The sequence below is a fragment of the Halorubrum sp. F4 genome, from assembly GCF_027257195.1.
Lineage (GTDB): Archaea > Halobacteriota > Halobacteria > Halobacteriales > Haloferacaceae > Halorubrum.
In genome coordinates this window covers 321,169-346,873 of the sequence record NZ_JAPDFS010000001.1, presented here as the reverse complement: position 1 = coordinate 346,873, position 25,705 = coordinate 321,169, and the positions used below count along the sequence as shown (strand labels likewise).

Below are 25,705 nucleotides of genomic sequence, written 5' to 3'. Positions count from 1 at the left end.
GAGTTCGAGCGCGTGAACCGACGCCTCGTCCTCGCCGTGACGCTCGTCGCGCTCCTCGCCGCGAGCGCCGGCTGTCTCGGCTACGCCACCGGCGGCGGGGAGGTCACGAACGAGACGCTCGACGCCGAACCGCCCCGCGACTACGACTTCGACGTCGACCGCGACGCCGCCTTCGACCTCTCGACTGACGCGCGGTACACGGTCGTCTACGACCTCTCCGGGCGCGACGAGCTCCGTCTGTACCGCCAGACTCCGTACGCCGGCGACCAGCCCCTGGAGTTCGAGGCGTTCCGGTATCAGTATCCCGACGGCGAGGTGGTGACCGGAAGCGAGTTCCGCGCCCGCGGCGGGGAAGTCGAGCGGACGCCGGACGAGACGTGGGTCCGCCTCGGCGACGACATGGAGGGCGGAAAGGTCGCGTTCACGAGCGACGGCTCGCCCCGACGGTTCACGTCGTTGGCGTACGTCGAGGGCTCATACGCCGTGACGCTGCCGCCCGGATTCAGCACGGACTTCCCGCTCGTCGGGCACGTCTCGCCGCGGAGCCACGAGGTCGAGACGGTCGGCGATCGCGACCGGATCGTCTGGGAGGAGGTCACGGGCTCGATCGTCGTCCAGGCGTACCGCGAGACCGACCTCGTCGTCTTCGGCGGGATCCTCGCCGTCGCGATCCTCGTCGCGGTCGTGGGGACGCTCCGGTTCAAACGCCAGCTCGAGGAGCTCCGCGAGCGCCGCCGCGAGATGGGTCTCGGCGTGTACGACGACGAGGACGACGACGGGTTCCTGTGACCGGGAGGCGGAGTGAACGTCCCGTCCGTTCCACCCGTTCCATCCGTCCCGTCCGCCCCTGCCGGACCTCCCCGGCGACCTTTTGACTCGCCGCCGCGTGGGTCCGAGCATGAACGCCGCGATCGTCACCGTCGGGGACGAACTCCTCGTCGGCGACACGGAGAACACGAACGCGACCTGGCTCTGCGGCCGGCTCGCGGACCGGGGAGTCCCGGTCCGGCGGGTGACGGTCGTCCCTGACGAGGTCGCGGAGATCGCCCGGGTCGTCAACGAGTACCGCGCGGAGTACGACGCCGTGATCGTCACCGGCGGGCTCGGTCCGACCCACGACGACGTGACGATGGAGGCGGTCGCCGCCGCCTTCGGCCGGGAGGTCGTCGAGAACGAGGAGGCGGCCGCGTGGCTCGAGGAGCGGGGGTACAGCGCGGACGACCTCGCCGCGGAGACGACGCATCTGCCCGCGGACTGTCGGCCGCTCGCCAACGAGGCGGGCGTCGCGCCGGGAGCCGTCGTCGAGTCCGTCTACGTGCTGCCGGGCGTTCCGACGGAGATGAAGGCGATGTTCGAGCGGGTCGAGTCCGAGTTCGACGGCGATCCGACCCACGCGGTCGTCGTCGCCGTCGACGAACCCGAGAGTACCCTCATCGGCCGGTTCTCGGAGCTCAGAGAGCGCTTCGACGTGAGCGTCGGGTCCTACCCGGGCGGGAACGTCAGGGTGAAGATAACCGCGGGCGAGGCGGCCGAGGCCGAACGGGCGGCCGCGTGGTTGCGGGAGCGCGCGGAACTCGTGGACGAAGGCACCGACGACTGATCGACGCGACCCGTCTCAGCGGGCGAGGTAGGCGACCCAGACGGCGGTGACGATCAGGCTGACGGCGAGCACGGCGAGCGCGGTCGCCTCGATCGGGAGCGGCTCGGGCTGAACGGCGGACAGGATCATGTACGGGGGTTGTCCGGGTCCCGGCTTAAAACTTGATCTTCGGCGGTCGGCCGTGGCGCGCACGGCCCGACCCGCCCGCCGTCGACGACCCGTTAAGTGGTCGACGCCACAACGTCGGGTATGCACGTCGGCGTCGTGATGAACCCGATCGCCGGAATGGGCGGTCGCGTCGGACTGAAGGGAACCGATGGGAAGATCGCGGAGGCACGCGAGCGCGGCGCGGAGCCGCGTGCGCCCGACCGCGCGGCACGGGCGATGGAGCGGCTCGCCGCGGTCGCGCCCGGGACGACCGTCTCGACGGTCGTGGACCCCATGGGCGAGACGGTCGTCCGCGGGGCGGGGTTCGAGCCGGCCCGCGTCGTCGATCCGTTCGACGACGAGAGAGATCCCGGGACCGACGGCGAGAATTCTCCCGAGACGACCGCCGAACACACCCGCCGCGCGGTGGCGGCCCTCCTCGATGCGGGCGTCGACCTCGTGTTGTTCGTCGGCGGCGACGGCACCGCGGCCGACGTGGCGACGGCGCTCGAGGGCACGGACACGCCGATGCTCGGCGTGCCCGCGGGCGTGAAGGTGTACTCGTCGGTGTTCGCGGTCTCGCCGGAGGACGCCGCGGAGGTGGCGGCGACGTTCGCGCGGACGGAGCGCCGCGAGGTTATGGACATCGACGAGGACGCCTACCGGGAGGGCGAGGTCCACCCCGAGCTCCGCGGGGTCGCACACGTCCCCGTCGCCGAGGACCTCCAGTCGTCGAAACAGACCGCGAGCGGCACCGTCGAGTCGCTCGCCGAGGGCGTCGCCGACGACGTCCGGGTGCGCGAGGGGGAGGGCGTCACCTACGTGCTCGGCCCCGGATCGACCGTCGGTGCGATCAAGGCCGAACTCGGGTTCGAGCCGTCGCCGATCGGCGTCGACGTCTGGCGCGACGGCGAGGTGGTCGTCCGCGACGCGACGGAATCGGAGATCCTGGACGCGCTGGGCGAGGAGAACGTGATCGTCGTCTCGCCGATCGGCGGGCAGGGGTTCGTCTTCGGCCGGGGGAACCCCCAGCTCTCGCCGGCCGTGATCCGCGAGTGCGACGTGACGATCGTCGCCTCCCGGACGAAACTCGACGACGTGCGCGTGCTCCGGGTCGACACCGACGACCCGGACCTCGACGCGGAGCTGGCCGGGTGGGTCCGCGTCCGCGTCGGGAAGTTCGAGACGCGGATGATGAAGATAGCGTAGGGCCACACCGCATCCGACTGACGATGCCGGGAAACGGGACGCCGTTACCCGTCGAAGTCGTGGATGCCCGCGGTGATGACCTCGACGCCCTCGTCGGTGACCAGGAGCGTGTGTTCCGCCTGGCTCACGAGCGCGTCGTCGGCCTCCTTGAGCACGGGGTATCCCTTGACCACGTCCGCCTGTTTGAGTCGCCGTAGCGCCATCCCGGCCCGGTCGTTCGAGAGCCACCGGGCGGCGAAGGGGAGCCCGTCGAACTCGGCGATCTCCTCCAACACCTGTCTGGCCCGCCGGTCGCGGACGCTCTTCTCGCGTTGGAGCTCGTAGATCTCCTCGTCGGTTCCCTCGCCGACCTTCCCGCGGCCGTCGGTCGCGAACGGCTCGATGGCGACCGCCTGTCCGGGCTCGAGTTCGACGGAGCGGTCGACCCCGCGGTTCGGGACGTTCGGTTCGGTGTGGGCGTCGTACTGCTCGACGCCGTGGCCGGAGAGGTTGAGCACCGGCGTGTAGCCGTACCCGCGGATCACGTCCTCGATGGCCTGCCCGACGACGCCGACCTCGACGCCCGGGCCCGCCTCGTCGACGGCGGCCTCGAGCGCCATCTCGGCCGCCTCGACGAGCTCGACGTTTCCGGTGTGATCCACGGTGACCGCGGCGTCGGCGATGTAGCCGTCGACGTGGACGCCGACGTCGAGACACACCATCTCCTCGCCGAACTCGGTGTCGTCGTCGCGGGACGGCGTCGCGTGGGACGCCTCGGGGTCGACGCTCAGGTTGACGGGGAACGCGAGCCCCGCGCCCTCCTCGCGGACGAAGTCCTCCACCCACTCGGCGACCTCGAGCTGGCTCCGACCCGGTTCGACCATCTCCCTGGCCTCGTTCATCGCCTCGACCAGCACCGCGCCGGCCTCCCGGTAGCTCTCGACCGCGTCGTCGTCGAGGGGTCCGTGACTCATGTCACCCGGTTCGTCGAGGGGCCGCAAAGAGGTTGCGGGAACGGACCGCTCGCTGAGACGCGGACCGACTCTCGACTCACGCGTCCTCCGCGGCCGGGAACCACGTCGAAGCCGGGGGTGCCGACCGGATCGGTGCCGATAAGCCGATTCCGGCTCGAGGAACGGTATGCTCGACCCCGGCGCGGATGCTCCGGCGTTCACGCTCGAGAACCAGCACGGCGAGCCGGTCTCGCTCGGCGGAACCGACGCCGCCTACACGATCGTCTACTTCTACCCGCGGGCGGACACGCCCGGCTGTACGACCGAGGCGTGTAGCTTCCGCGACGAGTGGGACGCCTTCGAGGACGCCGGCGTACGAGTGCTCGGGATCAGCGACGATCCCGTCTCCGACCTCGCGGACTTCGCGGCCGACTACGACCTCCCCTTCGATCTCCTCTCGGACCCCGACGGCGAGGTCGCGAGCGCGTACGACTCCTACGGCGAAAAGGAGATGTTCGGGAACGTCTTCGACGGCGTCTTCCGGAACACGTACGTGGTCGATGGCGAGGGGACGGTCGTGCTCGCCTACGAGGGCGTCTCGCCGGAGGACCACGGCGCGGAGATCTTAGAGGACGTCGCAGCGCTCGACGACTGACGCGGACGGGGCGGGCGGTCCGATCGCCTCGCTCGGACGCGTCCAGTCAGAAGAACCCGCCGACTCGCGAGACGAGTCTCGGAACTTCCTCGGCGATCGCGTGACGTTTGACCAGCGCGAAGCCGGCGAGGATCACGACGAACCCGGCGACGGTCGTCGGCGTCACCGGCTCCGCGAGAAGCACCGCGCCGGCGACCGTCGCGACCACGGGGACGACGTAGGAGACCAGGTTGATCTCGAACGCGCCGAGTCGGTCGAGAAGCGTGAAGTAGATCGTGTACGCCACGGCCGAGGAGAGCACGCCGAGGAAGCCCAACGCGACGAGTGCCGGCAGTTCGGTGGCGGGGAGTCGCTGTCCCTCGCCGAGTCCGAGGCTGAACCCGTGCATCAGGAGACCGCCGAACAGCATCGCCCAGCCCGTGAGCGCGACGCTCGAGAACGTCGTCTTCACGACGCGGAGTCCGACGCTGCTGAACGAGACCGAGACCACGCCGACGAAGATGAGCGCGACCCCGATCGTCACGCCGCCGGTGAGGTTTGCGGGATCCGGTTGGGCAACGAGCCCGACGCCGACGAACGCGAGCAGGACGCCGACGCTTCCCCGCAGGTCGAGGCTCGATTCGCCGATCCACGCCGCCGCGACGGCCGCAGTGACGATGGGAACGAGGCTGTAGGTGATCGAGGCGATCCCGCTCGTCGTGTACTGCTGACCCGTGAACAACAGCGAGTTGTTGACTGCCACGTTGAACCCGCCGCTGAGTCCGATCGCGGCGAGGTCGCCACGAGTCCGTGGAAACGGATTTCGTTCGGTGAGGAGGACGTACGTGACGAGGACCAACGCCGCGATGTCGAACCGGTAGGCCGCGTACAACACGGGAGGGTAGTACGCCAGCCCGACCTCGATGGCAACGAACGAACCGCCCCACAGCGCCGAGAGGAGCGCGAACAGGAGGACATCGCGGTATCTGGACACGTTCGCGACGACGACGTCCGCCCGTATATCGGTGTCCGTTCCGGTCAGCGATCGGGGTTTTCGGGAGAGAACGTTCCGCGATCGAGCTCAGGGAGCGGCGCGACCGACGGACGTGCCCGTCAGCTCTCGATCTCGGTACCGGTCATCGCGGCGTCGACCGCCATCGGGAGCCGGACTGGGAGGATACCGTTCCGATACTCGGCCTCGATGGCGTCCTCGTCGATCGTCTTCGGAAACCGGAACCGGCGGTGGTACGTCCGGCGCGTGCCGCGGAACTCGTCCTCGTGCTCGCCGGCGACGTTCAGCGTGCCGTCGTTCCACGAGACGGTGAGTTCCGCCGGATCGAAGCCGGGGAGTTCGATCGCGAGGACGAACTCGTCCTCCTGTTCGTACAGTTCGTAGTCGTCGCTTCCTCGTTCGAACAGTCCGCTTGGCAGCTTCATGCCTCCGGTCCACGTGCTGGCTGGTCGTGGAAGAGCCATGTCTACCACCTCGAATCCATTCGATAGTCTATGGGCGGTTCAATAAAAGTCTAGCAGACTATAATATATATAGAGAGAATAAAAGTGGCAAGCGGAGGACGTGCTGCATTGTCCGGCGGGCGAGTTCATGTCTCGAGGCGGTCGAGGACCCCAGCCATCACCTTCGCTTCGGCACGGGAAAGGTGCTCCCAGACCGTGGTGGTTCCGAGTTCGAGTTCGTCGGCGACCGTCTCGATGCCGACATCTCCGCCGTGTTCGTAGTACCCCATCGCGATCGCGACCGCCAGCACCTCACGCTGTCGTGGCGTGAGATCCTCGAGAAAACGGGACAGTTCCAGCTGTGGCGGCCGCTCTATCTCCGACAGCGGTACGTTTCGGGCAAGTTCGACATCGTTGCCACCCGCTTCCAGCGCACGGATCACGGCCGAAAGGTCGTCGTCAGGCTCCAAATACAGCGTCCACCGCTCGATCCCGGCGGTGATCGTCGTCCCCATCCGGTAGTGGATCCCGAGGTCCGAGAGACGTTCGGCGATGCTGTCCCAGCGTTCGGCGTCGACGACGAGCGCCACGTAGACGTGGAACCCTTCGAGCGGCGAGAGCGGCTCTGCCTCGACGACGGACTCCGCCTCTCGGAACGCCTCGAGGAATCCATCGATGTCGTCGCCCGGCCCGCGGAGTTCGATGATCCGCTTTCGCTCCGTCCCCCGTCCGGTCATCGAGGAGACCGAGCGGAGCGTCACCTCCGGGTAGCGAGCGCTAGCCTCGCACTCGGGCGTGTCGTGGTGGCGGATCCGGAGCGTCACTTCGCGCATGGTCGAGGTGAGTCGGTGGAGGAACATAACGTGTTTCCCGTCGCGCTCGACGGTGGAAGGCGAGCAGAGCCCAAATCAATTCGGGCAACAGTATATAAACAGTATCGAAGATTGTAGATTCATTGAGAGAACTAAGATGAAAACCGCAAGACAGCAGCGGATTTAGAACTGGTAGTATACTCGTTGATCGGACCTCAGCGAAAAGTTTAAATTTATAATACCTAAATGGTGGGTATGGTGGCGTTTACCACATAAACTCATGTCAGAAGAAAACACAAACAGTCCGTCGATCTCGGAGGCCGGGATAGACGCCGCAGATCTCGAAGGTCCTAAAGTCGACCGACGGACCGCGGTGAAGGTGTTCGGTGCGGCCGGGATGGGCGCACTCGCGGGCTGTGCCGGCGAGGGAGGTGGCGGCGAGGGTGGTGACGACGAGGGCAGTGGCGGTGATGGTAGCGGGGACGACGGGTCCGGCGGATCGGACCGGTACGGCGGTCGTCTTCAGGCGGCGTGGTGGACCGGCGACATCAGCAACCTCGATCCGGCGTACATCAGTACGGGGATCTACTTCCAGCTCTCGGTTAACATCTTCAACGGACTCGTCATGGCCAACGAGAACCTGGAGATCGTTCCCGACCTAGCGACGGATTGGACCGTCGAGAACGACGGGACGAGGATGGTCTTCGACCTCCGCGACGACGTGTCGTTCCACAACGGAGACCACTTCACGGCCGAAGACGTCAAGTACACGATCGAACGGAACATCGAACGGGAGGCACCCCACAACCTGGAGAACGAACTCATCGCAGTCGAGGACGGGGCGGTCGAGGTCATCGACGACTACACGGTCGCGTTGAACTGGGAGGCACCGCTCGCGTCCGCGCTCGCCCTCCTCACCACCGGTCCGGGTCGCGCGGCGACGATCGTGAACGAGACCGCGTTCGAGGAGATGGGTGCCGACGCGTACAATCTCGAACCGGTGGGTACCGGTCCGTTCCAGGTCAGTAACCACGACACGGGCTCAGAGATCGTCCTCGATAGGTTCGACGACTACTTCAGGGAGGACGAGGACGGCAACTCGCTTCCGTACCTCGACGGCGTTGACGTCAGTCTGATTCCCGAGCCCGGAACCGTCGTGAATACGCTCCAATCCGGCGACATCCAGTTCACGAACCTCCTCCCGTTGGGGAACATCAATGAGGTCGAGGACAGCCCGGACGCCGGTGTCAGCAGTACGATCGGGAACACGTGGGCCGGCGTGATATTCAACCACGCCCGCGAGCCGTTCGACGCCCTCGAGACGCGCCTCGGCATCGCCAAGGCCATCGATAACGAGGCGTTCGTCGAGTCCGCGTACTTCAACTACGGCGTCGCGAACCCCGGCGTCTTCTCGCCGAGCCCCGAGTGGATCTGGCGGGAACCCGACGAGAAGCCGGACGATCAGGCCTACGCACCCGAGGAAGCGCGGGAGCTGTTGGAGGAGGGCGGCGCGATGGACACCACCATCAGCATCCTCGCGAATCCGGAGAACCTGCGTGCCTCGCGGGTCCTGAACCAACAGTTGAACGCGGTCGGCCTCGACTCCGAAGTCGAGCAGGTGACCTCCGCGACGTTCTGGGACCGGTTCGACTACGACGGCGACTTCGACATCCTGCTCAGTGGGAGCGTCGACAAGCCTGACCCCGAGGAGTCGATCTGGAACTTCTTCCGGCTGCCAGAGGAGGACGGCGTCTGGAATTGGGCGCAGTACCGCAACCAGGAAGTCCATGATCTCCTCGGCGAACAACGCCGTCAGATCGATCAGGAGGAGCGTCGTGAAACGCTCTGGGAGGTCGAGGACATCCTCATCCAGGAGGCAGCCTCCGGATTCATCGGACACCAGGAGGACGTCTGTGGGATCCGCAACGAGGTGAACGGCTTCGTCCACATCCCCGCGTTCGTCCGGAAGTTCGAGCCTGTCTGGTTGGATGAATAGGACGTGCCGTGACCGCTAAATGAAAAAGTACATCGCTAAACGCGTCCTCAACGCACTGTTCGTCGTTTGGCTGGTAGCGACGGTAGTGTTCTTCGGACTACGGGCCATCCCCGGCGGGCCCGTTCGGACGATGTTGGGTGCCGAGGCCACCGAGGAGGCGGTAAACCGGATGCGTGCTGAACTCGGTCTCGATCAGCCACTCTACGTCCAGTATGTCGAATGGATGATCGACCTGATGACGTTCGATCTCGGACAGAGCCTCACCTCAGGCGAACAGATCAGCGTGATGATGGCGAGCGCCGTCCCACGAACGCTCTCGATCGCGCTGATCGGGGTCGTCGTCGGCCTCGGGATCGCGCTTCCGACCGGGATCATCAGCGCGACCCGGAAGGGGCAGCGCTCGGACTACGTCGCGACCGTCGCGGCCTTCCTCGGACTCTCGATGCCGGCGTTCTTCATCGGCATCCTGTTGGCGCTCGTCTTTGGCGTCTGGTGGGGCGTCCTCCCGATCGTCGGATATGCTCCGCTACAGGAGGACGGGATCGTCGAGTGGTTCCGTCGGATCCTTCTCCCCGGGATCTCCGTCGGCGTTCCGTACGCGGCCGTGGTGATGCGAATGACGCGATCCTCGCTGCTCGAGGTACTCGACGCGGAGTACATGCGGACGGCGAAGGCGAAGGGCGTCGGTCGAACCACGAGGCTGTACAAACACGCGATGCAGAACGCGCTCATTCCGGTGGTTACCGTCGCCGGGATCCAGATCGCGCTCGTACTCGTTGGAAGCGTCACCGTGGAACTCGTATTCGGTATTCAGGGGATCGGTCGGCTCCTCGTCGACGCGATCCTCGATCGCAACTATCCCGTCACTCAGGCGGTGATCCTCCTCGTCGCGTCGATCATGGTATTCATGAACCTCTCAGTCGACATCATTTACACGTTCCTCGATCCGCGGATCCGTTACGGGGATGAGGCGTCATGAGCAACGATCACACCACGGCCGGCCGGTCGGACTCGGACGCACTCGACCCCGACGAACGGGAACGGATCGCTCGACGGTATCGCGACGAATCGCCGGTCGAATCGACCGAGAACAGGGGAGTGTATCGCCGAATACGCGATCAGATCCTCTCCGATAAGAAGGCGATCTTCGGCGCGACGATGGTGCTACTGTTCGTGTTCACGGCGATGTTCGCGCCGATGATCGCTCCATACGAACAGGACGAGACGTTCGGAATCAACCAGGAGCCGAACAGCTACTCCGAGGGCGACTACACCGGAAACGGCGAGATCGACCGTGTGTGGCACGTGCTCGGGACCGACTCGTTCGGTCACGACCTGTTCACTCGTATCGTCTTCGGGGCGCGGATCTCGCTTCTGGTCGCGCTGACGACCGTGGCGTTCGCGTTTACCGTGGGGACCGCGATCGGGTTGATAGCCGGCTACTACGGCGGCCTGATCGACGAGTTGTTGATGCGATACGTCGACTTCCAGTGGGCGTTCCCCTCGATCATCCTCGCCGCAGGGTTGATCGCGTTTCTCGGCGGACTCGGCGTGACGAACGTGGTGATCGCGATCGGAGTCGCCTTCATCGACGACTTCGCCCGATTGGTTCGGGGAGAAGTGTTGTCGATACGGGAGGAGGAGTACGTCCTCGCCGCCCGAGCGATCGGGACGAGCGACCGCCGGATCATGACCAAGGAGATACTCCCCAACGCCGTCGCGCCGATCATCGTCCAGATGACGCTTATGATCCCGCTTGCGATCATCGCGGAGGCGGCCCTCTCCTTCCTCGGTCTCGGGGTCAAACCTACGACGCCGACCTGGGGGCTGTTGCTCGCGGAGGGGCGACAGTACATCAACCAGGCGTGGTGGATCAGCGTCTTCCCCGGCCTGGCGATCATGGTTGTCGTGTTGGCGTTTAACATGTTCGGTGACAGCCTCCGGGACGCGTTCGATGTCAAGCAATCGGAGGTGTCGGAGAAATGACGATGCTGCAGATAGAGAACCTTCGGACGGAGTTCGAGACGCCTCGAGGGACGGTCACCGCGGTCAACGGTGTCGACTTACACATCGACAACGGCGAGATAGTCGGGCTCGTCGGCGAGAGCGGGAGCGGAAAGAGCGTCCTCGCACAGAGCGTCATGCGGCTCGTAGAGGACCCCGGTGAGATCACCGCAGATGAGCTGCTGTTCAAGGGCGAACCGCTGCTCGAGAAGTCGGAAGCGGAGATGACGACGATCCGCGGCAACGAGATCTCGATGGTGTTTCAAGACCCGATGAACAGCCTGAATCCCACGATAACCGTGGGAGAACAGATCGCGGAGACCGTCCGACTTCATCAGGACATCGGCGAATCGATCTCGCTTCCGGCGGAGATGAAACGGAAGATAATCGGCGCCTCGAAAGCTAGCGAGTCGTGGCGCCGGGCGATAGAGATGCTGGAGTCGGTTCAGATCCCGCACCCGGAGAGCCGTGCGACGGATTATCCCCACGAGTTCAGCGGTGGAATGCGCCAGCGCGCGATGATCGCGATCGCGCTCTCGTGTGAGCCTGACCTCCTGATCGCGGACGAGCCGACGACGGCGCTCGACGTGACCATTCAGGCGCAGATCCTCGAGGAGTTACACAGCATTCTCGAGGTGTTCGATACGTCCATCCTACTCATCACGCACGACTTGGCGGTGGTCGCTGAGACGTGCGACCGGGTGAACGTCATGTATGCCGGGGAGATGGTCGAACGGGCGACCACCCGGGAACTGTTCTCGAACCCCCAACACCCCTACACGCAGGCGCTTCTCGCGAGCACTCCGCAGGTCGAGACGGCGGTAGAGGAGTTGGAACCCATCCCGGGGACCGTTCCCGAACCGATAGACATCCCGTATGCGTGTCACTTCGCGCCGCGCTGCCCGGAGGCGAAAGAGGAGTGTTTCGAGGTCGATCCGGCGTTCAGACGTGTCGGCAGCGAGGATCACGAGGCGGCGTGTATCCGCCGTGATCCGGTGGACGGCGAGGTGATCGAGAATGAGTGAAACCGATATGACGGACGTCGGAGTGGAGGGAACCGACCGGAACTCGAACGAGGATCCGCTGCTCCAAGCGGACGGACTGAAGAAGTACTTCGATCAGTCCGACGGGATGCTTGACCGGCTCCTCGGCCCCGCCTCGAAAGTCAAGGCCGTCGACGGCGTCGATTTCGAACTCGGTCGGCAGGAGACGGTCGCGGTCGTCGGCGAGTCCGGCTGTGGAAAGAGTACGCTCGGAAAAACCCTTCTCAACCTCCATGACCCGACGGGCGGGGAAGTCCGACTGGACGGGACCGAGATCGGCGGCCTCTCCGACAAGGAGATGCTTCCGTATCGCAAGGAGATCCAGATGATCTTCCAGGACCCGCTCGCGTCGTTGAACCCGCGACAGACCGTCGGCGACATCATCAAGGCCCCGTTGGAGGTACACGGTATCGGCGAGGACGACGCGGAGCGGACGGAACGCGTGCGGTCGTTGCTCGACCGCGTGGGACTGTCTCCCGACTACTTGGAGCGGTACCCACACCAGTTCAGCGGAGGCCAGCAACAGCGGATCGGGATCGCCCGGGCGCTCGCGTTAGAACCACGAGTCCTCATCGCCGACGAACCGGTGAGTGCCCTGGACGTCTCGGTACAGGCGCAGATACTCAACCTCCTCAATACGTTCCAGGAGGAGTTCGGGCTGTCCATCCTGTTCATCACCCACGACCTTAGCGTGGTCCGGTACATCGCGGACCGGGTTCTGGTGATGTACCTGGGCGAGATAGTCGAAGCTGCGCCGGTTGACGAGCTGTTCGAGAACCCGAAGCATCCCTACACGCAGTCGCTCCTCTCGTCGGTACCGCGGATCGATCCGAAGGAGCGTTCCGACCGGATCACGCTTCGAGGCGTGGTCCCGTCGCCGATGGATCCGCCAAGCGGCTGTCGGTTCCACACACGCTGTCCGGTCGTCATTCCACCCGACGAGTGGCCCGGCACCGAGGAGGCGTTCCGGTTCGCCTTCCGGTTCCGGAACCAACTGCTCTCGGGAGAGATCGATGTCGAAAACATCGAGACGCATCTCGAGGCGACGACCGGCCGCGTCACGACGGAATCGGTCGCGGACGAGGTGATCGCGGACGCCTACCCCGGATCGCCGGAGAATCTGCCGGGAGAGAAACGGGACGCGATCGAATCCGCTGCGCTCGCGCTCGCGAAGGGGAACGACGAGGAGGCGGCGTCGATCGTCACCGAGGCGTTTCCATCGCCGTGTGAGCGGCGGATGCCGACCGAACACCGGCACGCGAGCGATCACGCCGTCCGCTGTCACCGGCTCGACCCGTCGGCACCCGGAGAGCCACGGCGGATCGGGGCGGACGACGCTTAGGAAGGGTCCGACGACGCTCAGGACGAGTCGGCCGCCCGCGGCGTCAGCGAGAGCGGGTAGTCGACCAGGTTCTCGAACCCGTCACGGGTGACGACGACGAGGTCCTCGAGGCGAACGCCGCCCCGGTCGGGGTCGTACACGCCCGGTTCGACCGTCACCACGTGGCCGGGTCGTAACTCGCGATCGTCGGTTAGTCCCGGCCCCTCGTGGAGACTGACTCCGATCCCGTGGCCGACGCCGTGATAAAACCCGCTCGAGACGTCGCCGACGCCGTACCCGGCGTCGGAGAGCACGTCCGAGGCGGCCTCATGAACCGAAACAGCGCGGACGCCGGCACCCTCTTCGAGGACCGACATCGCCGCGTTTCTGGCCTCAAGAACCGCGTCGTAGACGGTCTCGACCCACGGGTCGGGCGATCCCACCGTGAACGTTCGCGTGATGTCCCCGTAGTACCCGTGTGGTCCCCGCGGTGAGAGGTCTATCAGGACTGACTCGCCCGGTCGTATCTCGTCGGTTCCCGTGAAGTGGAGGTCGGCGCATGTCGGTCCAGCGCCGATGACGGAATAGCCCGACGGATCTACGCCCTGCCGGGAGAGTTCGGCGTTGATCTCTCGACGAAGGCGCTCCGTCGTCAACACGTCCCCGTTCCAGCGTGTCACGTCACCGTCGACGGTTGCCTCGGAGAGGACGGCCTCGGCACGCTCCAGCCCGTGCTGTGCCGCTCGCTCAACCGATTCCAGACATCGTCGTTCCCGATCTGTCTTGCGTTCGCGAGCGTTCTCGACCGCGCTCGTCGTCTCGATCTCGTATCCCGCCTTCGAGAGTCGGGCGTACGCGTCGTGGCGGATCGCGGAAGGAACCGCGACAGGGCCGTCGACGTCGCGGTCCGCGAGGATCGCGAGCACGGCGTCCACCGGGTCAGGTTCCGACCGATCGCCGTATCCGACCACGGTCGTCCCCGGGAACTCCCGCTCGGCCTGTTCATCGAAGAGCGACGGCGGGAAGAGTAGGGCGTCGCCGTCGTGGTACGCGAACGCGTACGGCCGGTCGGGACCCGAGAACCGCGTGAGGTATCTGAGGCCGTCGTCGAACCGGTCCGCAACGTGCACGAACGCGTCCGCGTCCGTGTCCGCCAGTGCCTCGGCCAGGAAGCCGTACTCCGTCTCCGGGTCGTCCGGGTGGTCCATACGAACACGGAACGTGACCTCGGACATAAACGCACCTCACTCGAGCCGTTCGGCGAGGTACGTCTCGACCGTTTCGTAGTGTTCCTCCGGTTGTTCCCAGAACGGCATGTGGCTGCTCGAGTCGAACTCGATCAAGCGGGAGTCGGGGAGCCGTTCGTCGATCCCCGCCGCGATATCCGGGTCGATCTCGTCGTGCGTCCCGGTGAGCACGAGCGTCGGCACGTCGATCGTCCCGAGATCGTCACGCACGTCCCAACCGCGGAGGCGGGCCGTCTCCGTCAGGACGTACTCGTTGGGCCCCCACATCAGCCCGTACACGTCCGTGTTGACGTTTTCCAGGGTGTGTTCGACCGCGGGGGGGTACTCCTCGAGCCGGCAGACGTGGTCGTGGTAGACGTCGTCGAGCGCGTCGAGGTACGCCGGCGCGTCGTAGGCTCGTCTCGCCTCGTGTCTCTCCACTTCTTCGAGCCGTTCGGACGGGAGGTCTTCCGCGCGGCTCCGCATCGATCGGTACGCGGACGCGGTGTCCGCGAGCGTGTTGGCGAGAACCAGTCCCGACAGTTTCTCGCCGTACTCGAGCGCGTACTCGAGCGCGAGCATCCCGCCCCACGACTGGCCGTACACGAGGAACCGGTCCGGATCGAGTTCGCGACGGACCGCCTCCACCTCCTCACGGTACGCTTCGATCGTGTATCCGTCGAAGTCGCCGGGGGCGGGACGGCTCGACCGTCCGACACCGAACTGATCGTACAGTACGACGCTCAGGTCGTCCGACCCGTGTCGCGAGAGCGGGAGGAGGTAATCGTGCGGCATGCCCGGTCCACCGTGGAGTCCGAGCATGACATCGTCGCCGTCGCCGAACCGGCGAAAGTACAGTTCCTTGTGGTCGACGGAGAGGTAGCCCTCCGCGTGCGGGTCCCGTAGATAGTCATGTGTCGACATGGATCGCTCGAGTGAACCGACAGGGGCGACGAAGCATATAGTTGCCCCTCGCGGAATAGGGCGGGGCGCTACGTCCGAGGCTCCCGACAACTCCCGATCTCGGTTAATCGAAGATCCGCTCCTTCGAGTCCTCACTGAATCCGTCGCTGGCGTCGTATGCGGCCTCGTACACCCGACGGATCTCGGCTATCGGGTCGTCGGCGTGGTCGACGCGGAGATCGTGGTAGGCGGTCGTCTTCGGTGCGGACACACACACCGCAGCGGAGCTGTGCCCGCGCTTGTCGCCGCCGACCTCGACGCCGGCCGCGAGCGCATCGATCAGCCGGGGGACGAGCCCGGCGTCGACCGTGTTGGCGGGATCCGTCGCGAGAAACGCGTCGGCGGCGGCGGGTAGCGCCTCGGGACCGGCGAGCATGTTGCCGGCGACGGAGACACCCTCGTCGGGATACGTCTCATCGCCCGACCACGGGTCGGTCTCGTCGCCGGTGTACGCGAAGACATCGTCGTCGGCGACGCCGTGGAGTTGGCGGAGTCCGTCGTGCTCGTCACGGGCGAGGACGCCCGAAAGTGCCTGCTCGAGCGGCACGTCCTCGAGGAGCGCGATGCCGCGACGACCCAGCCGCACGTTGACGAACGCCTGCGTACTGACGGCACCGCGACGACTAACGTACGGTGCGAGAGCACCCACGGCGGGCGCGTCGGTCGTTACGGCGACTCCGTACACCGTCCCAGCGTCGGTCTCCTCTTGAACGCAAATGGAAAACGTCATACGAACCCCTGTGACGGCCGCGGATATAACCGTCACTCCGAAACTATCCGGTCGGAGCCGCCGGGAACAATTCGGGGAGTTATTTAACCCAGTCCTCCGCCAACGGCTGGTATGGAGCCAGACCTTGACCGATTCACCTCGCGTCGATCGACCGTCCACGGCCAACGGGGCGTCGTCGCCACTAGCCAGCCGCTCGCGAGCGAGGCAGGGATAGAGACGCTGCGAAACGGCGGCAACGCCTTCGACGCTGCGGTGGCGACGGCGGCCGCACTCAACGTCGTGGAGCCGACCTCGACCGGCCTGGGTGGCGACGTGTTCGCGCTGTATCGGACCGCCGACGGCGACGTGGGCGCGATGCGCGCCTGCGGCGGCGCGCCCGCTGACGCGACGATCGAGAACGTTCGAGCCTCTCTTCGGGAGACCGACGACGTCTCCGCGTACTACCCCGACGACGGGGGGTACGCCGTCGACGACACCGATGAGGCCGGAATGCCCTTCTACGGCCCACACGCGGTCACGGTCCCCGGCACGGCGCGAGGCTGGGAGGCGACGGTTGAGGAGCTTGGACGGCTTACTCTCGCCGACGCGCTTGCCCCGGCGATCCGGTACGCGACGGAGGGGTATCCGGTCAGCGAGGTCATCGCCTCTTACTGGGAGAGCGCCGAGGAGCTTTTCACCGACGGAAACGCCCGCGACGCGTTCCTCTTCGACGGGGAGTCGCCGTCGGTCGGCCAGCGGGTGACCCTCCCCAAGCTCGGCGAATCGATGGAGCTGATCGCGGAGGAGGGCGCCGACGTCGTCTACGAGGGTGAGATCGCGGAGGCGATCGCGTCGGAGGTCCAGTCACACGGCGGGTTCATGACCGTCGACGATCTCGCGGACTTCGAGGTCGAGTGGCCTGAGCCGGTCTCGACCACCTACAACGGCGCGGAGGTGTACGAGCTGCCGCCGAACAACCAGGGGCTCATCGCGCTCGAGGCGCTCAACGTCGCCGAGGAGCTGGGCGCGGGCGAGTACGACTACGACACCGCGGAACGCGTCCACTACTTCTCGGAGGCGCTGAAGGTCGCCTTCCACGACGGCCACCGGTACATCACCGACCCCGAGTACGAGGACCACCCTCCGCTGGGATCCAAAGACTGGGGGGCGAAGCGCGCCGCGGCGGTCGGCGAGACCGCGAACCACGACGTGAGCTTCGGCGTGCCCGACGCGAACGCCGAGGACGCCGACACCGTGCTCCTCACCGTGGCCGACGAGGAGGGGAACGTGGTCTCGTACATCAACTCGCGATTCGCCGGGTTCGGGTCCGGACTCGTCGCCGGCGACACCGGGATCGCCCTCCAGAATCGCGGATCGTCGTTCTCGCTCGATCCCGACCACCCGAACAGCCTAGAGCCCGGCAAGCGCCCCTTCCACACCCTCATTCCCGGGATCGTTCGCCTCGACGAGGACGACTGGGCGGCCTTCGGCGTGATGGGGGGGTACATGCAGCCGCAGGGGCACGTCCAGGTCGTCTCGAACCTGGTCGACTACGGGATGCCGCTCCAGCGCGCGCTCGACGAGCCGCGGTGGCGGTATCGCGAGAGCGGTGAACTGGCGCTCGAACCCCACTTCGACGACGACGCCGCCGCCAAGCTGGTCCGAAAGGATCACGACGTACGGACGCTCTCGCCGGTCATGTTCGGCGGCGCACAGATCGCGCGGAACGAGGACGGGGTCCTCTCGGCCGCCACCGAGCCGCGAAAGGACGGGAACGCCCAGGGGTACTGAGGAACGGACCGGGGACGGACCCGCTTCAATCGCCGCCGGCCGCCCGTGCTCGTCGCCTGGCGTCCTCGGCGGAACGTCCCTCGCGCACGAGCGCGTCGACGAACAGCTCGCCGGCCTTGTACGACGAGCGGACCATCGGCCCGGAGGCACAGTAGAGGAAGTCGAACTCCGTCTCGGCCACCTCGCGCCACGTCTCGAAGACGTCCGGATGGACGTACTCGAAGACGTCGAGGTGCGACCGTGACGGCTGGAGGTACTGTCCGAAGGTGACGACGTCGACGCCGACCTCGCGGAGGTCGCCGAGCGTCCGGTACACCTCGTGGTCGTACTCGCCGACGCCGAGCATGAGGCTCGTCTTCGTGTGGATCTCGGACTCGTGGTCGACCCGGTCGAGCACGGCGAGCGACTGCTCGTAGTTCGCTCGTCGGTCGCGAACCGGCCACTGGAGGCGCTCGACCGTCTCCACGTTGTGGGCGATCACGTCGGGACCGGCCTCGATGATCCGGTCGATCGCGTCCGGGTCGCCACCGAAATCGGGGATCAGCGTCTCGACGAGGATCCCCGGATCGCGACGCTTGATCGCGCGGATGGTCTCGGCGAAGTGCGCGGAGCCGCCGTCGGCGAGGTCGTCGCGGTCGACGGACGTGAGGACGACGTACTCCAGTCCGATCTCCGCGACCGCGTCGGCGACGTTCTCGGGTTCGTCGGGGTCCAGCGGCTCCATCCCGCCGGTCTCGACGTCACAGAAGTTACACCCGCGTGAGCAGCGGTCGCCCATGAGCATGAACGTCGCCGTGCCCGGTCCGTTCGCGCCACCCTCGGCTGCGTTCGCGCCCCCGGACCAACACTCGCCCATGTTCGGGCAGTTGGCCTCCTCACAGACGGTGTGGAGGTCACGGTCGCGGAGCGTCTCCTTGATCTCCGTGAACCGGCTGCCGGAGGGGGGACGCGACTTCAGCCAGTCCGGTTTCCGCCGGCCGCGTTGCATACCGATCCCTCGGGAGGGTAGGGAGAAAAACGTGCGGGTCGACCGGGGTCGGAGCTATCGAACCGCCACACCGTGACGCGCGCGGCGCGTCCGTCGCCGCCGGCGATCCCGTCCCGGAAAAGCCGACGACGATCCCGTCCCCGAAAACGAGTTCGTCTCGGACGGGGACCGTCCGTCCGAACGCCCCTCCGGCGACAGCGGGAGAACCTATATGCGACCTCTCCACGGTTGGGACGTATGAACGATCCTCCGGAGCGTTCGAACGACGCCTTCGAGACGAAAGCGATCCACGCCGGCGAGGAACCCGACCTCGGCCCCGGCGGGACCGGGGACCTCGTGTCTCCGATCCACCTGTCGTCGACGTTCGCGATGGACGAGGCCGGCGACCCGAGCCACGGGTACAAGTACTCCCGGCTGGGGAACCCGACCCGTGCGGCGCTCGAGCGTCGCGTGGCGACGCTGAGCGATGCTGACCACGCGATGACGTTCGCCTCCGGCATGGCCGCCATCTCGACGACGTGTCTGAGCATGCTGGACTCGGGCGACCACGTCGTGGCGTTCGACGGGGTCTACGGCGGAACGAAGGTGTTCTTCGACGACTACCTCGCCGAGCACTTCGACGTGAGCGTCGAGTACGTCGACGCGACCGATGCGGACGCCGTCGCCGCCGCGGTCACCCCCGAGACGACGCTGTTCTGGATGGAGTCGCCGACGAATCCACTTCTAAAGCTGTGCGACATCGGGGCCATCGCCGGGATCGCCGACCGACACGACGTCCTCCTGGCCGTGGACAACACCTTCGCCACGCCGTACTTCCAGCGGCCGCTCTCGCTGGGTGCGGACGTCTCGGTCCACAGCACGACGAAGTATCTCAACGGCCACACCGACTCGATCGGCGGCGCGGTCGTGACGAACGACGACGCCCTCGCCGAACGGGTTCGGTTCGTCCAGGAGTACGCCCTCGGCGCGACGATGCCGCCGTTCGACTGTTACCTCGTCCTCCGCGGGAGCAAGACCCTCCCGCTCCGGATGCGTCAACACGAGGCGAACGCGAAGCGCGTCGCGGGATACCTCTCGGAACACGGGAACGTCACCGCGGTCCACTACCCGGGTCTCGACGCCCATCCCCAACACGAGCTCGCCGCACGCCAGATGGACGGCTTCGGCGGCGTCGTCTCCTTCGAGATCGCCGGCGGGGCCGCGGAGGCGAGGGCGTTCGTCGAGTCGCTCGACCTCTTCACCCTGGCCGTCAGTCTGGGTAGCGTCGAGTCGCTGATCGAACACCCGGCCAGCATGTCGGCCTCGTACGTGCCGGAGGAGGAGCGGCTGGCGTCCGGTATCAGGGACTCGCTGATCCGGGCACCGATCGGTACCGAGAGCGCCGACGACCTGATCGCCGACCTGGAGCAGGGGTTACGACACCTCTGAAGTCGAGACGCCTCCGGACCCGGTGGCGGTCGAGCGACGGCGGCCGCCTTCACCCGAGATCGGCTGCGTCGATAACCGTCGCGAACTCGTCGGAGAGGTGCGCGAGCGCGACCCGGTGGGAGGTCTCCGGGTCGATCCGTTCCCCGTCGTGTCCCTCGCGTTCGTGAGTCGCGGTCGCGTCGGCGACGAGGTACACGTCGTACCCGCGGTTCTCCGCCATCCGGACGGTCGTCGAGACGCAGTGGTCGGTGGTGAGCCCGCAGACGACGAGGGCGTCGTGACCGTGTTCACGTAGCCAGTCGTCGAGGTCGGTCCCGAGGAACGCGCCGTTGACCGACTTCTCGAAGGTCGCCTCGCCGTCGGCCGGGGCGGTCTCGGCCTTCCAGGCGAACCCCGGCGCGTCGCGCCGGAGCGGGGACTCGGGCTCGGTCGAGGCGTGTCGGACGTGTACGATCGGACGGTCGGCGTCGCGCCAGCGCGAGAGCAGGCCGGCCGCGACCGCCTCGGCGTCCGGATTGTTTCGCTCGCCCCACCCGGGTTCGTCGAATCCCGTCTGGAAGTCGATGAGGAGTAGGACGGCATCGTCGGGGGGTGAGATGGCGTCCTCCGAGCCGACGGGATCAGTCATCGCCGATCCCCAGGACGGTCGTCGTCGACCCCTCGCCGTCGTCGGAACCGGCGCTCGCATCCGAAAACCGACGCCATGCACCGCGTTCGAGCAGTTCCTCGTGGGCCTTCGGGTGCTCCCGAGTGGGTCTCAGCGGGCACTCGTCGGGGCTCTCCGCGTCGTCCTCGCGGAAGAGGTACTGTCTCCACTCGCGGTCGCCCTCCGCGCCCCAATCGCCGAGGTCGGCGTGCGGGCAGACCCCGTCGTACGCCTCCATCCGGGACCGGATCGTCTCGCGGGCGCGCTCGCCGGCCTCGGTGTCCGCCGTGATCCCCTCGAAGACCGCCCGCGGCTGGAAGGTTATCTCCAGCCCGACCGGCGAGTAGCGGCTCATTCGTTCGTCGTAGAAGGGCGCTCTCGAGGTCGGAAACAGCGGCTCGCCGCCGAAACAGAACTCCCAGTACGGGTCGTCGGGATCGGTCGGGATCCCCTCGGGCCAGGGTTCCGGGTCGTGGACGTGGAGGAACTCGAGGACGTGCCAGAGCGCCTCGTGGTAGTCGGCCTCGGTGGCGTCGTCCTCGTGGGGAGCGAAGAACACCGCGAGCGGCGCCCGCTCCGCGTGGTCGGGGTACGTCTCGAGGTACTCGTAGAGGACGTCGCGGAGTCGGAGGAGCGCGGCGGGATCGCTCGTTGACTCACACGCCGCGTACAGTAAGTCCCCCTCGCGTTCGACCTCGATCCCGAAGTAACACGGGAACGGCGACCCGTCGCGCTCGCCGAGCATGGACTCGCGGAACGTGCGGTAGTGCTCCGCGAGCCAGCCGGGGGCGTCCTCGAGCCGATCGTGGAGCGTCTCCTGGTCCAACAGCACGCCCTCGGTACCGGGCTCGTTCATGGGTTCTCTCCGTGAGCGACCGGCTTTTGGCTTTCGGCGAGATCCACGCCGTGAGAGCGGCGCTCCCCCCGCATCCGTTCGGTCCCGTTTCCGCCGGGGCGTTTATCCCGACGGCCACGAGTGACGACGTATGCTCATGACGCCGGGACCGACCGCGGTCCCAGAGTCCGTCCGCGACGCGATGAGCCGCGAGCTGATCAACCCCGACGTGGACCCCGCGTTTCAGGGAATCTACGCCGACCTCGTCGACCGGCTGGCGGCGGTGTACGGGGTCGACGACGCCGACTCGCACGACGTCGTCGTCCCCGGCGGCGAGGGGATCCTGGGGCTGGAGGCCGCGGTCGCCTCCCTCGTCGAGCCCGGCACCGAGGTCCTATGTCTGTCGAACGGCCTCTACGGCGACGGCTTCGCCGACTTCGTCGAGTCGTACGGCGGCGAGGCGACCGTGGTCGACGCCCCCTACGACGAGCCGCTCCCGCTCGACGACCTGGAGGCCGCACTCGCGGACGACGACGCCGACTTCGACCTCGCGACGATGGTCCACTGCGAGACGCCGACGGGAACGCTCAACGACCTCGATCCCGCGCTCGACCGGCTCGAGGCGGCCGATGGCGAGATCCTCACGGTCGTCGACGCCGTCTCCTCGCTCGGCGGCACGCCCGTCCCCACGGAGCGGATCGACGTCTGTCTGGGGGCCTCCCAGAAGTGTTTCAGCGCGCCCCCGGGGCTCACGACCGCCGCGATCAGCGACCGCGCGTGGGCGGCGATGGAGGCGCGCGACCCGCACTCGCTGTACACGAACTTCCTCCCGTGGCGCGACACGGACGATGGCTTTCCCTACACCCACCTCACGACGAACGTCGTGGCGCTGTCGGAGGCCCTCTCGCTGCTGCTCGAGGAGGGTGTCGACGACGTCCACGCTCGCCACGAGACCGCCGCGACGCGCTGTCGAGAGCGCGGTTCGGAGCTCGGGCTCGAGCCGTTTTCGGACCCCGAGCACGCGTCGCCGACGGTGACGGCCTTCGAGGTCCCGGGTCGGGCGGGAACGCTTCAGTGCCGGCTCCGCGAGGACCACGACGTGATCGTCGCGACCGGCCTCGGCGATCTCGCCGACGACGTGTTGCGCGTCGGGCACATGGGCCACGCCGCGCGCGTCGAGCGCGTGGAGGAGACGATGGACGCGCTCGAAGCGGTGTTGTGACCTAATATCCTCCCGAGTACCCTACCGACGCGCCCACTCGAGCATCCGTCCGTAGAAGGGATCGGAGGCGAGCGCCTCGGCGTCACCGACGAGCGTCAGCTGCTTTTTCGCGCGGGTGAGCGCGACGTTCACCCGACGGTGGTCCTCGAAGATCGGGCCGTCGAGGTCGCCGGTCGCGACGAACGAGACCACGATCACCTCCTTCGAGGAGCCCTGGAACCGGTCGACGGTGTCGACGGTCACGTCGGTCCGCCGGCCGATCTCCGCGACCTGCGCTCGGAACGGGGCGATGACGCCGATGTCGTCCGGGTCGACGCCGGCGGCGAGGTAGGCGTCGACGATCCCGGCGACGCGCTCGGCCTCCCGGACGTTTCGGTTGCCGTCGCGCTCGCCGTCGGGGTCGACGAACCCCACGCCGCCGGTCAGTTCGGGCGCGAGCGCGTCGGGGTCCACGCCGAGATCGCTCAGTCGCTGGCCGGCCACTTCGGGAGTCGCGGGACGCAACGCGCCGTCGTAGAACTCCGCGGACGCGAACGCCTGGATCCGCTGGCTCATCCGGTACTGGCGGTCGAGCATGACGCTCGCGTCCGGGTACGTCTCGATGAGCCGCTGAAAGAGGGAGGTCTTCAGGTCGTTCTCCGCCCGCACGACCGGCGGGAGCTGCTCGTGGTCGCCGACGAGCACGAACCGGTCGGCCAAGTTGATCGCGGCGTGCGTGCTCGGCTCCGTGAGCTGGGAGGCCTCGTCGACGAGCGCCACGTCGAACTCGCACTCGCGCATGACGCGGGAGCCGCAGGCCGCAGTGGTCGCAGCGACGACGGGCGCGTCCCGAAGCTCCGCCGCCTTCCGGTTCGGATCGCCGCGCTCGATCAGCCGCACGTCCTGCATGTCGGCGCGAACGCCGGTCTCCGAGCCGACGCGGAGGACGTCTCCGAACCCCTGGTCGCGAAGCGCCTCGAGGGCGTTGTCGACGGCGCGGTTCGTAAATGCCGCGAGCAACACCCGGTTCCCCTCCGCGACGAGCGCGCGGATCGTCCGCGCGATGGTGTACGTCTTGCCCGTCCCCGGCGGGCCGTGGATCAGCGCGCAGTCCTCCGCGTCGACGGCGAGTTCGACCGCCTCGTTCTGGGCCGCGTTGTTGTCGATGTAGGCGTCGGGAGCGTCAGGACCGTCGGATCCTGGAGTTCCGGCCGGCCGGTTCGACGGATCCCGGAACGCCGGCTCCCGACGACCGAAGATCACGTCCTTCCGACGCTCGTCGCCCTTCAACACCGCGTCGTGGAGGGCGGTGAGCATGCGGTCGACGGAGATCTCCGAGGGGTAGACGTCGAGCCGCCGGAGGTCGACCGGCTCGTCGGTCTCGACGACGATCTCGTCCCCCAACTCGCGGATCCGGCCGAGCTCCGCGTGGCCGGTTACGGGGTCGCCGTCGCTCGCGAGCGCCACGTCGCCCTCGCGCAGCTTCGAGACCGCGTCGTCCGGTTTCCTCGCCCGGAGCTCCCAGCGGTTGTCGTCGATCTCGGTCCGCGAGACGGGCTCGAGGTCGATCAGGGCGCGGTCGTCGGCCGCGCGTTCCTCGGGGGACTGTTCCCAGAGCTTCCGGTACTCGGCGTGGGTCTCGCGACGCTCCTCCTCGATGGCCGTGTAGAACCGGTCGAAGTAGTCGCGTTCCTCCTCGGGGACGGGCGACCCGACCTGCCCCGCCTTCGACTCCTGGTCGAGACGGCCGGAGACGACCATACAGGTGTCCTGCTCGAAACAGTAGTTGCAGTTCGCGTCGGCCTCGTGTCCCGTGGGGACCGTCGGGCGCTCACTGGGATCGTTCAGCGCGCGCCACTCCATCGCGGCGAGCGCGTTGCGCTCGCGAACGACGAACTTCAACAGGCCGTCGCCGACGGTGAACTCCTTGGCCGGCGCGAGGTCGCCGATCTCCTCGTTGCGGTCGAGGGCGGTGTTCTTCGTGTACAGCAGGGTTCCGATGTCGGGGTCGACCCCGCGCTCGTCGAGCATGAGGGCGTAACAGGCCGCCTGGATCTTGTCCTGGAACCGCGGCTCGCGGTTCGTGTTCTTTCCCGTCTTGAGCTCCACGGGAGTCCCGCGTCGGAGCGCATCGGCGCGCCCCTTCAGCCCGAACCTCGGCGAGAGGAGCGTGAACTCCGACCGCCAGGTGTCCTCGTCGGTCAGCGTACCCTGCGCGAGCCAGCCCTCGATCGCGGCCGCGTTGCGCCGGACCTCGTCCTCGACCTCCGCGGTCTCGTACCCCAACAATCCGAGTTCGAGTCCCGCCTCCTCGACGCGGTCGCGCACGGACTCCTCGAGGTCCATCCCGCGGAGCAGGTCGCCGAACACCTCGTGGACGATCGTCCCCTTGACGACCGGGTAGTTGAGCGGGATCCCGGAGAGCTTGTTGAGGTAGTACATCCGCGGACACTGGACCCACGACCGGATCCCGGTCACGTCGACGAGGAAGTCCGGCTCGAGCACGACCCACGAGTCGCCCGTGGTCGCGTACCCCGTCTCCCCGCCGTAGTCGTCCTCCTCGGCGTCGACGACGAGCAGCTCCATGCCGGGCTCGGCGTGCTCGGCCGTCTCCGTCCAGTCGCCCCACAGGGTCACGTCGACCGGGTCGCCCGCACCGCGTTCCGGGCGGACCCGAAGCTCACGGAGTTCGCGCTCGCCGTACGACGTCGACACCGTCCGCGCCTCCCCGACGGAGGCGATCGGTCCCCGAACGTTCACGAGAC

The 25,705-nt window shown here is 67.1% G+C and carries 23 protein-coding genes; 12 read left to right on the top strand and 11 right to left on the bottom strand.

The window, feature by feature from the left end; all coding sequences use genetic code 11:
- The first annotated feature begins 12 nt into the window (after positions 1-12).
- The 3 genes from OKW78_RS01745 to OKW78_RS01735 all read left to right on the top strand — a co-directional run bounded on the left by OKW78_RS01745 (position 13) and on the right by OKW78_RS01735 (position 2,956).
- Entirely contained in the window at positions 13-789 is a 777-nt protein-coding gene (locus OKW78_RS01745; RefSeq protein ID WP_281193617.1) for a DUF5803 family protein, read from the top strand.
- A gap of 109 nt (positions 790-898) precedes the next feature.
- A complete protein-coding gene (locus OKW78_RS01740) occupies positions 899-1,600 on the top strand; it encodes a competence/damage-inducible protein A (RefSeq protein WP_281193616.1) in 702 nt (233 codons plus the stop codon).
- Between the two features lie 249 nt (positions 1,601-1,849).
- Positions 1,850-2,956 carry an ATP-NAD kinase family protein gene (locus OKW78_RS01735; protein WP_281193615.1) on the top strand — a complete coding sequence of 369 codons (1,107 nt, stop codon included), beginning with the start codon at positions 1,850-1,852 and terminating at the stop codon, positions 2,954-2,956.
- Positions 2,957-3,000: 44 nt separating this feature from the next.
- On the opposite strand, the gene map is transcribed toward OKW78_RS01735, so the two are convergent.
- Positions 3,001-3,909, bottom strand: a complete 909-nt coding sequence (gene map, locus OKW78_RS01730; protein WP_281193614.1) for a type II methionyl aminopeptidase — start codon at positions 3,907-3,909, stop codon at positions 3,001-3,003.
- Positions 3,910-4,075: 166 nt separating this feature from the next.
- Between map and OKW78_RS01725 the strand changes: the two genes are divergently transcribed.
- The gene (locus OKW78_RS01725; RefSeq protein WP_281193613.1) at positions 4,076-4,543 is read left to right on the top strand and encodes a peroxiredoxin; all 468 of its coding nucleotides are present in this window, start codon (positions 4,076-4,078) and stop codon (positions 4,541-4,543) included.
- 46 nt (positions 4,544-4,589) lie between these two features.
- Here OKW78_RS01725 and OKW78_RS01720 read toward each other — a convergent pair whose 3' ends face one another.
- The 3 genes from OKW78_RS01720 to OKW78_RS01710 all read right to left on the bottom strand — a co-directional run bounded on the left by OKW78_RS01720 (position 4,590) and on the right by OKW78_RS01710 (position 6,810).
- Positions 4,590-5,516: a DMT family transporter gene (locus OKW78_RS01720; RefSeq protein ID WP_281193612.1), complete on the bottom strand. Its 927-nt coding sequence runs from the start codon at positions 5,514-5,516 to the stop codon at positions 4,590-4,592.
- 119 nt (positions 5,517-5,635) lie between these two features.
- The gene (locus OKW78_RS01715) at positions 5,636-5,998 is read right to left on the bottom strand and encodes an Hsp20/alpha crystallin family protein (RefSeq protein WP_281193611.1); all 363 of its coding nucleotides are present in this window, start codon (positions 5,996-5,998) and stop codon (positions 5,636-5,638) included.
- A 125-nt stretch (positions 5,999-6,123) separates the two neighbouring features.
- A complete protein-coding gene (locus tag OKW78_RS01710) occupies positions 6,124-6,810 on the bottom strand; it encodes a helix-turn-helix domain-containing protein (RefSeq protein WP_281193610.1) in 687 nt (228 codons plus the stop codon).
- 259 nt (positions 6,811-7,069) lie between these two features.
- Here OKW78_RS01710 and OKW78_RS01705 point away from each other — a divergent pair, with 259 nt between their 5' ends.
- Genes OKW78_RS01705 through OKW78_RS01685 form a run of 5 tightly spaced genes read left to right on the top strand, consistent with a single transcriptional unit; the run spans position 7,070 to position 13,174 of the window.
- The gene (locus OKW78_RS01705; protein ID WP_281193609.1) at positions 7,070-8,785 is read left to right on the top strand and encodes an ABC transporter substrate-binding protein; all 1,716 of its coding nucleotides are present in this window, start codon (positions 7,070-7,072) and stop codon (positions 8,783-8,785) included.
- Positions 8,786-8,804: 19 nt separating this feature from the next.
- Positions 8,805-9,764 (top strand): ABC transporter permease, encoded by a 960-nt coding sequence (locus OKW78_RS01700; protein ID WP_281193608.1) that lies wholly within the window; start codon positions 8,805-8,807, stop codon positions 9,762-9,764.
- Positions 9,761-10,771 (top strand): ABC transporter permease, encoded by a 1,011-nt coding sequence (locus tag OKW78_RS01695; protein ID WP_281193607.1) that lies wholly within the window; start codon positions 9,761-9,763, stop codon positions 10,769-10,771. Before OKW78_RS01700 ends, OKW78_RS01695 begins: the two co-directional genes overlap by 4 nt.
- Positions 10,772-10,773: 2 nt before the next feature.
- Entirely contained in the window at positions 10,774-11,814 is a 1,041-nt protein-coding gene (locus tag OKW78_RS01690; protein ID WP_281193606.1) for an ABC transporter ATP-binding protein, read from the top strand.
- A complete protein-coding gene (locus OKW78_RS01685) occupies positions 11,807-13,174 on the top strand; it encodes an ABC transporter ATP-binding protein (RefSeq protein WP_281193605.1) in 1,368 nt (455 codons plus the stop codon). The genes OKW78_RS01690 and OKW78_RS01685 overlap by 8 nt, the downstream gene beginning before the upstream one ends.
- Before the next feature lie 17 nt (positions 13,175-13,191).
- On the opposite strand, the gene OKW78_RS01680 is transcribed toward OKW78_RS01685, so the two are convergent.
- The 3 genes from OKW78_RS01680 to OKW78_RS01670 form a co-directional block, all read right to left on the bottom strand.
- Positions 13,192-14,361 carry a Xaa-Pro peptidase family protein gene (locus tag OKW78_RS01680; protein ID WP_281193604.1) on the bottom strand — a complete coding sequence of 390 codons (1,170 nt, stop codon included), beginning with the start codon at positions 14,359-14,361 and terminating at the stop codon, positions 13,192-13,194.
- Positions 14,362-14,397: 36 nt separating this feature from the next.
- Positions 14,398-15,303: a proline iminopeptidase-family hydrolase gene (locus tag OKW78_RS01675; protein WP_281193603.1), complete on the bottom strand. Its 906-nt coding sequence runs from the start codon at positions 15,301-15,303 to the stop codon at positions 14,398-14,400.
- Between the two features lie 103 nt (positions 15,304-15,406).
- Positions 15,407-16,072: a DUF1028 domain-containing protein gene (locus OKW78_RS01670; RefSeq protein WP_281193602.1), complete on the bottom strand. Its 666-nt coding sequence runs from the start codon at positions 16,070-16,072 to the stop codon at positions 15,407-15,409.
- A gap of 111 nt (positions 16,073-16,183) precedes the next feature.
- Between OKW78_RS01670 and ggt the strand changes: the two genes are divergently transcribed.
- Positions 16,184-17,842 (top strand): gamma-glutamyltransferase, encoded by a 1,659-nt coding sequence (gene ggt, locus OKW78_RS01665; protein ID WP_281193601.1) that lies wholly within the window; start codon positions 16,184-16,186, stop codon positions 17,840-17,842.
- Between the two features lie 25 nt (positions 17,843-17,867).
- Here ggt and lipA read toward each other — a convergent pair whose 3' ends face one another.
- Positions 17,868-18,830, bottom strand: a complete 963-nt coding sequence (gene lipA / locus OKW78_RS01660) for a lipoyl synthase (protein ID WP_281193600.1) — start codon at positions 18,828-18,830, stop codon at positions 17,868-17,870.
- 237 nt (positions 18,831-19,067) lie between these two features.
- Here lipA and OKW78_RS01655 point away from each other — a divergent pair, with 237 nt between their 5' ends.
- Positions 19,068-20,258: a PLP-dependent aspartate aminotransferase family protein gene (locus tag OKW78_RS01655; RefSeq protein ID WP_281193599.1), complete on the top strand. Its 1,191-nt coding sequence runs from the start codon at positions 19,068-19,070 to the stop codon at positions 20,256-20,258.
- Positions 20,259-20,307: 49 nt separating this feature from the next.
- On the opposite strand, the gene OKW78_RS01650 is transcribed toward OKW78_RS01655, so the two are convergent.
- On the bottom strand, positions 20,308-20,886 hold the full coding sequence (locus OKW78_RS01650; RefSeq protein ID WP_281193598.1) for a cysteine hydrolase family protein: 579 nt from the start codon (positions 20,884-20,886) through the stop codon (positions 20,308-20,310).
- Complete coding sequence (locus OKW78_RS01645) at positions 20,879-21,760, bottom strand: YqcI/YcgG family protein (RefSeq protein WP_281193597.1); 882 nt, start codon at positions 21,758-21,760, stop codon at positions 20,879-20,881. The genes OKW78_RS01650 and OKW78_RS01645 overlap by 8 nt, the downstream gene beginning before the upstream one ends.
- A 130-nt stretch (positions 21,761-21,890) precedes the next feature.
- Here OKW78_RS01645 and OKW78_RS01640 point away from each other — a divergent pair, with 130 nt between their 5' ends.
- Positions 21,891-22,961 carry an alanine--glyoxylate aminotransferase family protein gene (locus OKW78_RS01640; RefSeq protein ID WP_281193596.1) on the top strand — a complete coding sequence of 357 codons (1,071 nt, stop codon included), beginning with the start codon at positions 21,891-21,893 and terminating at the stop codon, positions 22,959-22,961.
- Positions 22,962-22,982: 21 nt separating this feature from the next.
- Here the strand turns inward: OKW78_RS01640 and OKW78_RS01635 are convergent, their stop codons facing one another.
- A complete protein-coding gene (locus OKW78_RS01635; RefSeq protein WP_281193595.1) occupies positions 22,983-25,700 on the bottom strand; it encodes an AAA domain-containing protein in 2,718 nt (905 codons plus the stop codon).
- Positions 25,701-25,705: the final 5 nt, after the last annotated feature.

Excerpts from the sequence above, each read along its gene's own strand:
- OKW78_RS01695 (WP_281193607.1), top strand. The coding sequence starts at position 9,761 with ATGAGCAACGATCACACCACGGCCGGCCGGTCGGACTCGGACGCACTC.
- OKW78_RS01725 (WP_281193613.1), top strand. The coding sequence starts at position 4,076 with ATGCTCGACCCCGGCGCGGATGCTCCGGCGTTCACGCTCGAGAACCAG.
- OKW78_RS01735 (WP_281193615.1), top strand. The coding sequence starts at position 1,850 with ATGCACGTCGGCGTCGTGATGAACCCGATCGCCGGAATGGGCGGTCGC.
- OKW78_RS01715 (WP_281193611.1), bottom strand. The coding sequence starts at position 5,998 with ATGGCTCTTCCACGACCAGCCAGCACGTGGACCGGAGGCATGAAGCTG.
- OKW78_RS01690 (WP_281193606.1), top strand. The coding sequence starts at position 10,774 with ATGCTGCAGATAGAGAACCTTCGGACGGAGTTCGAGACGCCTCGAGGG.
- map (WP_281193614.1), bottom strand. The coding sequence starts at position 3,909 with ATGAGTCACGGACCCCTCGACGACGACGCGGTCGAGAGCTACCGGGAG.
- OKW78_RS01705 (WP_281193609.1), top strand. The coding sequence starts at position 7,070 with ATGTCAGAAGAAAACACAAACAGTCCGTCGATCTCGGAGGCCGGGATA.
- OKW78_RS01655 (WP_281193599.1), top strand. The coding sequence starts at position 19,068 with ATGAACGATCCTCCGGAGCGTTCGAACGACGCCTTCGAGACGAAAGCG.
- OKW78_RS01670 (WP_281193602.1), bottom strand. The coding sequence starts at position 16,072 with ATGACGTTTTCCATTTGCGTTCAAGAGGAGACCGACGCTGGGACGGTG.
- OKW78_RS01640 (WP_281193596.1), top strand. The coding sequence starts at position 21,891 with ATGCTCATGACGCCGGGACCGACCGCGGTCCCAGAGTCCGTCCGCGAC.
- OKW78_RS01680 (WP_281193604.1), bottom strand. The coding sequence starts at position 14,361 with ATGGACCACCCGGACGACCCGGAGACGGAGTACGGCTTCCTGGCCGAG.
- OKW78_RS01710 (WP_281193610.1), bottom strand. The coding sequence starts at position 6,810 with ATGCGCGAAGTGACGCTCCGGATCCGCCACCACGACACGCCCGAGTGC.
- OKW78_RS01700 (WP_281193608.1), top strand. The coding sequence starts at position 8,805 with ATGAAAAAGTACATCGCTAAACGCGTCCTCAACGCACTGTTCGTCGTT.
- ggt (WP_281193601.1), top strand. The coding sequence starts at position 16,184 with ATGGAGCCAGACCTTGACCGATTCACCTCGCGTCGATCGACCGTCCAC.
- lipA (WP_281193600.1), bottom strand. The coding sequence starts at position 18,830 with ATGCAACGCGGCCGGCGGAAACCGGACTGGCTGAAGTCGCGTCCCCCC.
- OKW78_RS01685 (WP_281193605.1), top strand. The coding sequence starts at position 11,807 with ATGAGTGAAACCGATATGACGGACGTCGGAGTGGAGGGAACCGACCGG.
- OKW78_RS01650 (WP_281193598.1), bottom strand. The coding sequence starts at position 20,886 with ATGACTGATCCCGTCGGCTCGGAGGACGCCATCTCACCCCCCGACGAT.
- OKW78_RS01740 (WP_281193616.1), top strand. The coding sequence starts at position 899 with ATGAACGCCGCGATCGTCACCGTCGGGGACGAACTCCTCGTCGGCGAC.
- OKW78_RS01645 (WP_281193597.1), bottom strand. The coding sequence starts at position 21,760 with ATGAACGAGCCCGGTACCGAGGGCGTGCTGTTGGACCAGGAGACGCTC.
- OKW78_RS01675 (WP_281193603.1), bottom strand. The coding sequence starts at position 15,303 with ATGTCGACACATGACTATCTACGGGACCCGCACGCGGAGGGCTACCTC.